Origin of the sequence: Xylanibacter rarus, from assembly GCF_001275135.1 — a bacterium.
Lineage (GTDB): Bacteria > Bacteroidota > Bacteroidia > Bacteroidales > Bacteroidaceae > Prevotella > Prevotella rara.
Map to the genome: position 1 here is coordinate 19,916 of NZ_LFQU01000033.1, position 11,732 is coordinate 31,647.

The 11,732-nt window shown below is 47.8% G+C and carries 10 protein-coding genes; 8 read left to right on the forward strand and 2 right to left on the reverse strand.

The genetic code is table 11. The features are described 5' to 3' along the window. From fucP to ACU52_RS12660, 8 genes are all read left to right on the forward strand, one after another. Entirely contained in the window at window positions 1–1,257 is a 1,257-nt protein-coding gene (fucP, locus tag ACU52_RS12625; RefSeq protein WP_053399041.1) for an L-fucose:H+ symporter permease, read from the forward strand. A gap of 22 nt (window positions 1,258–1,279) precedes the next feature. After that, window positions 1,280–2,296 (forward strand): zinc-binding alcohol dehydrogenase family protein, encoded by a 1,017-nt coding sequence (locus ACU52_RS12630; RefSeq protein ID WP_053399042.1) that lies wholly within the window; start codon window positions 1,280–1,282, stop codon window positions 2,294–2,296. A gap of 407 nt (window positions 2,297–2,703) precedes the next feature. Then, window positions 2,704–4,683 carry a KUP/HAK/KT family potassium transporter gene (locus ACU52_RS12635; protein ID WP_053399043.1) on the forward strand — a complete coding sequence of 660 codons (1,980 nt, stop codon included), beginning with the start codon at window positions 2,704–2,706 and terminating at the stop codon, window positions 4,681–4,683. Window positions 4,684–4,835: 152 nt separating this feature from the next. Then, the gene (locus ACU52_RS12640) at window positions 4,836–5,429 is read left to right on the forward strand and encodes a DUF6621 family protein (RefSeq protein ID WP_053399044.1); all 594 of its coding nucleotides are present in this window, start codon (window positions 4,836–4,838) and stop codon (window positions 5,427–5,429) included. Between the two features lie 154 nt (window positions 5,430–5,583). Continuing rightward, window positions 5,584–6,822: a saccharopine dehydrogenase family protein gene (locus tag ACU52_RS12645; protein ID WP_021853179.1), complete on the forward strand. Its 1,239-nt coding sequence runs from the start codon at window positions 5,584–5,586 to the stop codon at window positions 6,820–6,822. A gap of 193 nt (window positions 6,823–7,015) precedes the next feature. Continuing rightward, complete coding sequence (gene recA / locus ACU52_RS12650; RefSeq protein WP_053399045.1) at window positions 7,016–8,044, forward strand: recombinase RecA; 1,029 nt, start codon at window positions 7,016–7,018, stop codon at window positions 8,042–8,044. Window positions 8,045–9,137: 1,093 nt separating this feature from the next. Continuing rightward, window positions 9,138–9,737 (forward strand): hypothetical protein, encoded by a 600-nt coding sequence (locus ACU52_RS12655; RefSeq protein ID WP_147630875.1) that lies wholly within the window; start codon window positions 9,138–9,140, stop codon window positions 9,735–9,737. A 515-nt stretch (window positions 9,738–10,252) separates the two neighbouring features. Next, window positions 10,253–10,921, forward strand: coding sequence for a SprT-like domain-containing protein (locus tag ACU52_RS12660; protein WP_053399047.1), 669 nt, complete (start codon window positions 10,253–10,255; stop codon window positions 10,919–10,921). Window positions 10,922–11,249: 328 nt separating this feature from the next. Here the strand turns inward: ACU52_RS12660 and ACU52_RS12665 are convergent, their stop codons facing one another. After that, the gene (locus ACU52_RS12665) at window positions 11,250–11,489 is read right to left on the reverse strand and encodes a helix-turn-helix domain-containing protein (RefSeq protein ID WP_053399048.1); all 240 of its coding nucleotides are present in this window, start codon (window positions 11,487–11,489) and stop codon (window positions 11,250–11,252) included. Window positions 11,490–11,551: 62 nt separating this feature from the next. Continuing rightward, on the reverse strand, window positions 11,552–11,732 hold a 181-nt coding region (locus tag ACU52_RS15495; protein WP_204374666.1), incomplete at its 5' end, for a hypothetical protein.

An 11,732-nucleotide genomic window follows, 5' to 3' on the forward strand; every position in this document is an offset into this window, starting at 1 on the left:
ATGAAAAAAAATAGCTATATAGTGCCTTTGTCGCTGATATTCTGCCTGTTTTTTCTATGGGCGATAAGCAGCAATCTGCTGCCGACGATGATAAGGCAGCTGATGAAGACCTGTGAGCTCAACACTTTTGAGGCTTCGTTTACAGAGACGGCTTACTGGCTGGCCTACTTTATCTTCCCCATACCCATAGCCATGTTCATGAAGCGTTACAGCTACAAGGCCGGCATCATCTTTGGCTTGTGCCTTGCCTCGCTGGGCGGCTTCCTGTTCTTCCCGGCAGCTATGATCAAGTCATACTGGGTTTATCTGTGTGTCTTCTTCATTATAGCCACGGGTATGTGCTTCCTTGAGACGGCTGCTAATCCTTATGTAACAGTATTGGGCAAGCCGGAGACGTCAATAAGGCGTCTTAACCTGGCCCAGTCGTTCAACGGTCTTGGCGCGTTTATCTCAGCCATGTTCTTGAGCAAGCTGGTGCTGAGCGGCAATAATTACACGCGTGAGACATTGCCCCTGAGCTATGAAGGCGGCTGGGAGGCATACATTCAGCACGAGACCGAGTCGATGCGTCTGCCGTATCTGCTTCTGGGCACGCTGCTGATTGTCGTGGCGCTGATATTCGTGTTTACGAAATTTCCTAAAATAGCAGATGAAAGCAAGTCGGGCGAGGCCCGCGGCGAAGGCAAGCTTATCGACTTCTCCGTGCTCAGGCATTCACACTTGCGCTGGGGCGTCATCGCACAGTTCTTCTATAACGGCGGACAGACGGCCATCAACAGCCTCTTCCTCGTTTACTGCTGTGTGTATGCCGGACTTGATGAGGCCACAGCCACAACGTTCTTCGGCTTCTACATGCTGGCGTTTCTGGTAGGCCGCTGGGTTGGCACGGCGCTGATGATAAAGTTTAAGCCGTCGCACATGCTTATGGTATATTCAATCTTGCTGATAATCCTGTGTGGCGTTATCTGCGCTTTTGGCGGACATGTAGGCATTTATGCCATGCTTGCCGTGTCGTTCTTCATGTCTATTATCTATCCCACACAGTTCTCCTTGGCCCTGCAGGGATTGGGTGACCAGACCAAGAGCGGTTCGGCATTTCTTGTCATGGCCATTGTCGGCAACGCCTGTCTGCCGCAGCTTACGGCATACTTCATGCACGCCAACGAAGAGATGTACTACATCGCATACATTGTGCCAATGATATGTTTCGCTTTTTGCGCATATTATGGCTGGAAAGGATATAAAGTGATAAATTAAAATAAAAACAAACGTAGAAAAAATGAAAGCAGTTCGTATTGCCGCACCTCAGGAGATTGGTGTGGCTGAAATAGAAAAGCCGGTGATAAAGGCTGATGAGGTTTTACTGAAAATAAAATATGTAGGATTCTGCGGATCCGACCTTAATACTTACCGCGGCAACAACCCAATGGTGAAGCTTCCTGTCGTTCCCGGACACGAGGTGGGTGCCGTTATCGAGGAAGTTGGTGCCGATGTACCCGACACACTGAAGAAGGGAATGGTTGTTACGCTTAACCCTTACACAAATTGCGGCAACTGCGCCTCTTGCCGCAACGGACGCTATAATGCCTGTGAGCACAATGAAACTTTGGGCGTGCAGCGTCAGGGCGTTATGTGCGAATATGCAGCCCTGCCTTGGACAAAGGTCATACCGGCAGGCGATATTCCTGTGCGCAGCTGCGCCTTGATAGAGCCTATGAGCGTCGGCTTCCATGCAGTGTCGCGTGCTGAGGTTACCGACAACACCTTCGTAATGGTTATCGGTTGCGGAATGGTGGGCCTCGGTGCTGTTATGCGTGCGTCTTTGCGTGGTGCAATAGTCATTGCTGCCGACATTGACGACGAGAAACTTGCGCTTGCCAAGGAGGCTGGAGCAACATTTGCTGTTAACACCATGACAGAGGATGTTCATCAGCGCATACAGGAGATAACCGGAGGCTATGGTGCCGATGTTGTCATCGAGGCTGTAGGCAGTCCTGCCACTTACGTTATGGCTGTCAACGAGGTTGGCTTTACCGGACGTGTGGTTTGCATCGGATATGCCAAGAGCGAAGTGGCTTTCCAGACAAAGCTGTTCGTTCAGAAGGAACTTGACATACGCGGTTCTCGCAATGCAACTCCGTCTGACTTCAGAGCCGTTATCAACTGCATTAACACAGGACGTTATCCCATCGAGAAGTTTATATCTAAGGTCGTTACTCCCGAGGAAACTCCTGATGCAATGAAAGACTGGAGCGAGAATCCCGGAAAGATTTTCCGTATTCTTGTTGAGTTCTGATTTAACGGCTGATATAGGCTTTATGCCGGTCAGCGCAAGGTCCTGATGCTGTTCTTTAATCCTGACTTATAAAGACCGGTTTGGATTAAAAGTATTGCGGCCTGCGTCAGACTCACTTTATGAAAGTTGTATGGTTTAGTTATTATAAGCTGCCGGAAGACAAGGCTTTATGCCTGCTCTTCCGGTTTTTTCTTGCCTCCTTATTAGCAGATTTTGTGTTCTTTTATATCGCTGTTTTTTACAGACGTTTCCTGTCTCATGTTTATTAATATTATTCCGTAGGCGCATCCTTTTGTTGTGCGTGAAGGAGTCGGCCGTTTCTCTCACTGCATAAAATAAAATGTAAAAATAAGCATTTCTTTCATTTTATCGTTATAATTTTGCAGGCGAAATAAAATATATTCAATATGGTACAAACATCTAAGGTAAATGCTACGGCGGGAGTGAGCAAAGCCGGACTTGCCGGAATACTCATGACGCTGGGAATTGTTTTTGGAGACATTGGAACGTCACCCCTGTATGTGATGAAAGCAATAACACACACGGGCGAAGCTCTGACAGAAAATTACGTGCTGGGAGCGCTTTCGTGCATAATCTGGACGCTTACGTTGCAGACTACCATAAAGTATGTGCTCATAGCATTGCGTGCCGACAATCATGGCGAGGGCGGAATATTGGCTCTCTACGCACTGTTGCGCCGGCATAAGCGGCGTTGGATTTATGCCATAGCCGTTATAGGAGCCAGCACGCTGCTGGCCGACGGAGTGATAACGCCTGCCATCACCATTACCACAGCCATAGAGGGACTGCGCGGCATCAATCCCGATATACCCGTGCTGCCTGTTGCCATTGCCGTCATCACTGTTGTGTTCTTCGTGCAGCGTTTTGGTACGGAGCATGTAGGCCGTTCTTTCGGCACATTCATGCTGTTGTGGTTCATGCTGCTCGGTGTCGTTGGCTTTATGTGGCTTATAGGCTGTCCGCAGGTTCTCAAGGCCTTTAATCCATATTATGCGGCGCGTCTGCTTATAGAGTCGCCCGTGTGGTTCCTCGTGCTCGGAGCCGTTTTTCTCTGTACCACGGGTGCCGAGGCCCTTTATTCCGACCTTGGACATTGCGGTAAGCACAACATCGCCATCAGCTGGATTTTTGTCAAGATTATGCTCATCCTCAACTATCTCGGTCAGGGTGCGTGGGTGCTTGCCAATCCGGTGCGTGCAGCCGGCAACGACAATCCTTTTTATGCCATCATGCCAGACGGCATGCTGCTCTTTGCCGTGTTTATGGCAACGGGTGCGGCCATCGTGGCGAGCCAGGCGCTCATCAGCGGTTCGTTCTCGATATTGAGTGAGGCGATGAACCTCAACTTCTGGCCCCGCATGAGGATAAAGCACCCTACCAATGTGAAGGGACAGATATATATTCCTACGGTAAACGGATTTATGTATGTGGCCGTGGTGTTTACGGTGCTTCTCTTCGGCGATTCTTCACGCATGGAGGCAGCCTACGGACTGGCTATCACCATAACCATGCTGATGACAACGCTGCTTCTGGGCTTCTATCTGCGCAAGATGTCAGCTCCACGTTTTGTCGTAATCATTTTTGTCGGTCTTTATTGTGTGCTCGAAGGACTGTTCCTTGCTGCCAATATGTCTAAGTTTGTTGCCGGCGGATGGTTCACCCTGCTCATAGGCGGTTTGCTCTGCTTCATTATGTTTGTGTGGATAAGTGCACGCAAGATACGCAGCCGCTATCTGCGCATAAAGAAACTCAGCGACTATCACGACATAATATCTGCGATAAAGGCAGACAACAGCATACCCAAGTATGCCTCAAACCTTGTGTATGTAAACCATGCACCGACTGAAGGCGGAGTGGACGACAAGCTGCTTTATTCGATAATAAACAAGCAGCCCAAGCGTGCCGACCATTACTGGCTGCTGCACATTGAGTTTGTTGACGCGCCCGACACGCTCGAATACACCTGCAAGGCACTCGTGCCCGACACGCTGTTCAGCATAAACCTGCGCATAGGATTCAGAATTGAGCCGCGCGTCAGCCTGTATCTCCGCCAGATAATAGAAGACTTGGTGGCTTCAGGCGAGGTAGACCTTACCAGCTCTTATCCTTCGCTGCGCAGCAAGGGCATTGCCGGCGACTTCCGCTTCATTATAATCCACCGCATCTATTATCCCGAAGATTCGTCAGACCGCCGTCAGAACTTGCTGATGAGCCTCTATGCTATAATAAGACGCATTGGAGTAGACGAGCCTAAGGCGCTCGGTCTCGACACATCGGTGGTTGTGGTGGAGCGTGTGCCGCTGATTATTTCAGGACAGTGCGACGGCAGCAGAAGGCGTATAGCAAGGGCTGAGGCGGCAGAATGATGCCGCAGAATGTGCAAAAACTATAATAGTTTAGTCTGAAAACATGAGTAATGTGTCTTTCGCTTTGAAAGACACATTACAAAGAATATCAAAAAGTCAGTTTTTTTGTCTAACGGTGTGTATTCTCATTATTTTTGTGTAAGTTTGCATACATGAATAACAATTTGGCAGGCACCGCAAAATGGTGCGAGAATGTTATGGTGGTAGACGCCGACTATATAGATAAAGTGGCGTTCGACCTTATCGTTAATTTTGAAAGGATGATAGAGCGGCGCATCCCGCAGGCCGACATGGCGCGCTGGATTGACTGCATCGGCCTTGACGGAGGACTGCGCGAGGGCGAACACCAGACGCAGGTGATTCTGATACACGGCAAGAACAGAGACAGACTTGACAATTTCAAGCCGTCTGAATATGCCCATGAACTTGACGGCATGGCGTTTAAGGACAACCTGGGAGAGTTCCTTATCAGTGCGCTTCCCGTTGAGGACATTGTCAGCAAGGACGATTTCTTCGTTGAGACGGTGGAGCTTATATGCGCACAGAAAGAAGTGAAGCGTGTTATGGTTGTGCCCGATGCCGAGCGCATCTATGACCGTGTGCGCCATGCCCTGAGACATGTTGACGACGAAAAGCGCGTAACCGTGTTTGCCATGCAGCCCATGCAGGGCGGCAACTTCCGTCAGGAGATACTCGGCTACTCGCTGATGAGCGCGCTGGGCATAAGGGCCGATGAGATAAAATAGGGAGCGGCAGGGATTATGGCGGAGCGGCAGCCTTGGCTGCCAGATGTCTGTCATCGCCAATTACCCGCCCAATAACTCCCATTCCTCCCATAAGTCCCATCCCCAATAATTTTATAAGACTAATAACAAAAAACAAGCAAAATAAATTTTTAAAATGGGAAAAGTATTAATGATTGGAGCCGGTGGCGTAGCTACCGTTGCAGCGTTCAAGATAGCAAAGAATGCTGACGTGTTTACCGAGTTCATGATTGCAAGTCGCCGTAAGGAGAAGTGCGACCAGATTGTCGACGCCATCCACAAGGCCGGAATTAACATGGATATAAAGACGGCGCAGGTTGACGCCGACGACGTTGAGCAGCTCAAGGCTCTGTTCAACGACTATAAGCCCGAGCTGGTTATCAACCTTGCCCTGCCTTATCAGGACCTTACCATAATGGACGCCTGCCTGGCTTGCGGATGCAACTATCTCGACACCGCAAACTATGAGCCTAAGGACGAGGCTCACTTTGAGTACAGCTGGCAGTGGGCATACAAGGAGCGCTTCGAGCAGGCAGGACTTACAGCTATTCTTGGCTGCGGCTTCGACCCGGGCGTGAGCGGCATCTACACAGCTTATGCTGCAAAGCATCACTTCGACGAGATTCAGTATCTCGACATCGTTGACTGCAACGCCGGAAACCACCACAAGGCTTTCGCAACAAACTTCAACCCTGAGATTAACATCCGCGAGATTACCCAGAAGGGACTTTACTATAAGGACGGCCAGTGGCTTGAAACCGAGCCGCTCGAGGTTCACAAGGCGCTCACATATCCTAACATCGGTCCGCGCGAGAGCTATCTGATGCACCACGAGGAGCTGGAGAGCCTCGTTAAGAACTATCCTACAATCAAGCAGGCACGCTTCTGGATGACCTTCGGACAGCAGTATCTTACATATCTCGACGTTATTCAGAACATCGGTATGTCTCGCATCGACGAGATTGAATATGAGGCTCCGCTGGCCGACGGCTCTGGCAAGACAGCCAAGGTTAAGATTGTTCCGCTGCAGTTCCTCAAGGCTGTGTTGCCTAATCCGCAGGATCTTGGCGAGAACTACGACGGCGAGACAAGCATAGGCTGCCGTATCCGCGGACTGAAAGACGGCAAGGAGCGCACATATTATGTTTACAACAACTGCTCGCATCAGGAGGCTTACAAGGAGACTGGCATGCAGGGCGTAAGCTACACAACAGGTGTGCCCGCCATGATTGGCGCAATGATGTTCTTCAAAGGTCTGTGGCGCAAGCCGGGCGTATGGAACGTAGAGGAGTTTGATCCGGATCCATTCATGGAGCAGCTCAACAAGCAGGGACTGCCTTGGCACGAAGTGTTCGACGGCGACCTGGAACTGTAATTTAATTCATAATTCACAATTCATAATTCATAATTGGGATGGTGAGTTTTGAAATTTATAATTCATAATGGGATAGGAGTATTTGGCTCATAACTGTTTAGACAGACATTGGAGATTAAATGCATAGCAACAATGCAAATCATAATTTTCCATTTTCAATTCTCCATTCTCAATTACTAAAAAACGCTTTTATATGGCAAAAGAAAAAGATACAGAGGGCATGAGCATACAGGAAGGCAAACTGAAAGCCTTGCAGGCTGCCATGGCCAAAATAGAAAAAGACTTCGGCAAAGGCTCGATAATGAAGCTCGGCGACGAGAACATCGAGCAGGTTGAGGTCATTCCCACCGGAAGCATCGGCCTTAACGCCGCTCTCGGTGTGGGCGGATATCCACGCGGACGAATAATAGAGATTTATGGTCCTGAGAGCAGCGGTAAGACAACTCTCGCCATTCACGCCATTGCTGAGGCTCAGAAGGCGGGCGGCATTGCAGCCTTTATCGACGCCGAGCATGCCTTCGACCGCTTCTATGCTGCCAAGCTCGGAGTGGATGTCGACAACTTGCTGATATCTCAGCCGGACAACGGTGAGCAGGCTCTCGAGATAGCCGACCAGCTTATACGCTCTTCAGCGATAGACATCCTGGTGGTCGACTCAGTGGCTGCGCTCACTCCGAAAGCCGAGATTGAGGGCGACATGGGCGACAACAGGGTTGGTCTGCAGGCACGACTGATGAGTCAGGCGCTCAGAAAGCTTACGTCTACTATAAGCAAGACCAACACAACGTGCATCTTCATCAACCAGCTGCGCGAAAAGATTGGCGTTATGTTCGGCAACCCCGAGACAACAACCGGCGGTAACGCGCTGAAATTCTATGCCAGCGTGCGCCTCGACATACGCCGCGTTACGAGCATAAAAGACGGCGACAAGGTTATCGGCAATCAGGTTCGCGTAAAGGTGGTTAAGAACAAGGTGGCTCCTCCGTTCCGCAAGGCTGAGTTTGAGATTACCTTCGGCGACGGAATCTCTAAGGTTGGCGAGCTTGTTGACCTCGGCGTTGAGTATGGCATAATACAGAAGAGCGGTTCATGGTTCTCTTATCAGGGAAGCAAGCTGGCTCAGGGACGCGACGCAACCAAGACGCTGCTGAAAGACAATCCTGAACTGTGCGAGGAGATTGAGGCACTGATAATGCAGGCTATATCAGACAGCGTGGAGTAATACGCCGTCTGCCTTGTGTTATAAAGATTTTTGAATATACATCCGGCATGGGCGTAACGGCGTCTGTGCCGGATTTTTTTATGTTCTGTAGGGACACACACTGGGTGTGTCCACATCGCCTTTTTGTATAAATCTTGTGCCTTTATCATCCGGACGTACCTTGGGTACGTTCCTACGGTTATCTGTCATGCGTCTTGCATGGCTCTTTATTTTTGAAACTTGCAACGCTTTATTGCCTTTCATTTTGTCATCGTGTTTATGTCATGATTTTCATGCGAAATAGAAAATGCTTAGGCAGGAATATGGTTTTGCAGGTAAACAATATTTACAAAACATCGTTAAAGGCATGTTTTTGTCAGATTAACATACCGCTTTTTGTGCGTTAATGCACTGTTTTTTCATCTTTAACTGACCGTTTTTGGTGCCAAAAAGCAGTGGCTTTTGCCCGTTTTTCAGGCAAAATCGTTGCACACAACGCTGTAGATTGTCTGTAATGTTCTGATGCGTCGCAGCTTATGTTTGCACACGATTTTTGCCGGTTTTTACGGCCGGATAATTTTATTTTCAGAATATCGCAGTATGAGAGCGTCAGCAAAAGTCAGAGTGTAAGCGTAAAGCCCAGGATGCGTTGCAGAGTGTTATCTGTGCAAAACCTTTGTCTGAAGGGCTTTGTGCGTGCAATCATTTGCGCTCCAGTCTTGTTTTTGGGCTGTTATATTTATCTGTTCAGGTGATTTGTTGCAGTGTAAATTTATATGTATTTGTGTGTTTTTTTGTTAATATTTTGACTTCTGAGTTGTATATATAGCATTATTTTCTTATCTTTGGAGAAAACTAGCGGTTATTTATTCATTTTTTATTATATAAGTTTGTTTTGTTGGTTTTAATCAGAAGGAGGATTTTTATGGAAAAGACACGAAAAGAAACTGGGTTGAAGAGATTAATGTTCAATTATATTAAACTGCTTTTCTGTGCAGTTGTGTCAGTGGCTCTTTTTTATGGGTGTGATAATGATGATAATAATATCAATCCCGGAAGAACTCCGAAGTTTTCTGAAAAAAGTTACATCTCAGTGTATATAAAGGCAAAGCAGTTGAGATATTTTTATATGAGCGACACTTACGACAGTATACAGACCGATCCATATATACGATTTTCTCTTCTTGGTGAATGGTATAGTGATGAAGCGGCAGAAGAGGTGGCAAGAGAGTTTGGTGACACGGCCTATTATCGTGTACCGGGATTTTATTTTTTGGATTCTGTTGTCAGCGACTCAATAAAAAAGATAGACGTAACATGTAGGTCAGATTATGATGCGCAGCATCCCAAGGGCACGTCGCTGGCAGACATCGTGCTGTTCTGCGGGCGTTCTTATTATGACTTTATACGCAACGGATATACTGTTGTGGATGCAGAAAAGAATAAGCCTGAAAACGAGAACTTGTGCAAATATATCGAGTCAAGATGGAGTACTTCTGATGAAATGGGTATCGACAATCCGTGGGCAACAGTTGTGTCAGACACCCTTAAAAACATATCTTATGCCGACACCAAGCTGCTTAACTCGGATAAGACAGTTTTATGGTTTACCAAGCGTCCTGAAGGCCACGGCACATTCTGGTTTGACCTTACGGTAGAGATGTCGTCCGGATTAAAGTTCAGCGTGCCCGTAACGTATCAGTATGACAGATAAGGCTGCATGCCGGCGCAAGTCTGATTGATATCAGCGTAGAACAGATATTGTTGTCAGCAGTATGAACTGTCATGCTGCTGACAATTTTTATAGAGCAAGGCATGGCTGTTATATTTATGTCTGCGGCGTTGGTGTGTAGGCTTGTTTGTTGTCGGTCGGGGAGAGAATATTCTTTCGTGCTTAAGGTGGGTTCTATAAATTCGCTTTTTCAGATTTTTGATTTTAGGCGAGAAGATTTTGTAAGTGAATAAAGGAGTGTAGCGGGCTACACGACTGAATGAACTTGCAAAATGAGCCGCATAAAAACAAAAAGATGAAAAAAGTCATAAGCCCATTGAAAGAAAAATAAAACGTGGGAATTTATAGAACCCACCTTAACCCTATTTGGGCATTGTGATTCAGCATCAATGCACAAAATTGATAAAGTAATATGCGGTCTAATACCAGATTTGGGCTTATGCAAAAAGTTGCCGCTGCGCTTGCTCTTGTGTCGCAGATGTGCTAACTTTGCATCCATGCAAGTAAGCGTAGAACTTCTTAAAGAATGGTTTGCCGACTTTAATGTGCGCTATTTCGGCGGCAGTCTGCCCGTGCCCGCATTTGCCGTGGGGCGCTCGCGCACGCAGCTCGGATGTATGTCGTGCAAGGTGAGGCGCAGGATGTTTTCAAAGTCGTACACCGACTACACAATACGCCTGAGCAACTATTATGATGCCGACGAGCGCCATTTTAAGAGCGTTCTGCTGCACGAGATGATACATCTGTGCATAACGTCGAGGCGAATAAAGGACACGTCGCCGCACGGCGAGGTGTTCCGCAGGATGATGCGCGCCATAAACGCAGACGGCTGGAGCATAAGCGTTTCTACAAAGATGGATGCCGTACAGAGGTCTGCCGGCAAGGCGCGTAAGCGCATGAGGGTGGTCTTGGCAGTGGCTATGACCGACGGGCGATGCCTGCTCTCTGTGGTTAGTCCGCGTTATGTGCCGGCGATAGACAAGACTATGAGCCGTGCGCGTGGCATTGTCAGATATGACTGGTATGTGTCAGACGACGACTTTTTCAGTTCGTTTCCTTCTGTAAGGACTCCCCGCGGGCGCATTGTAGGCAAAGACATGTTTGCCGAGCTTACGGGCAGAATGAAGCCTTTAGACCGGGCGCGGGCAGGCATCAGCCAGCGCTGACGCCATGCTGCGTTGTCTGCCGTGTTGGTGGCTTGCGTGTGTGCTGCCCATATTAACCCCAATCTGTCATCATGCCGCACATAGCTTTATCTGTTTTGTGCATTCATGCTTTCAGCCTGTCTTTATTGTTCATGTTTGCGTCTTTTTGTTCGCTATTCTTGGCATAGCGCGCTATTCCTGCAAAAAATCTAACGAAAATCAGCTTAATATAGAGCAAATATTCAGACCGGATGACCGATTTGAAATAAAGCAATGGGCGCCCCTGCATCAAGCAGAAGCGCCCACCTCGTGTCGGTTTTATTTATCTGAAAGTTTAAGAAGTCTTTTTTTATCCGTTTTTGAGCTTGTCGCTATATAGTTTAAAGAAGTCAAAGTTCAGTATTCTTGATATTTTCATAAGCTCATCAGTGTCAATCGACTTTTTCCCAAATATTTTATAAACATTGGTCCGGCTGCATCCCAACTGGCCGGCCAGCCACACCACAGACTGTTTTCTTTCTCTTAGCTTGGCCTTTATCAGCAGGCCTATTGTTGTCTTATCTGTGTTTGTCTTTTTGGTATCTTGCATTTCCTTTTATGTGTATTGGTGGTGTGGTTCCCTTTTTCTTACTTATCTCTCTGCCGGCACATTCATGTCCGTAAGTTGCCGGCCTGTTTTTTTACGTATACAAAGTTACGCCAAAGAATCATATTGTGCAAGTGCGGTTTTGCCGGTGTTGGAGTGAGGCTGACACAGGAGTGATTATCAGGTGATTTTTTGTGATTATCCGGTAAAAAAGAAAATGCCCCGGCAGCATGTTTTGCTGTCGGG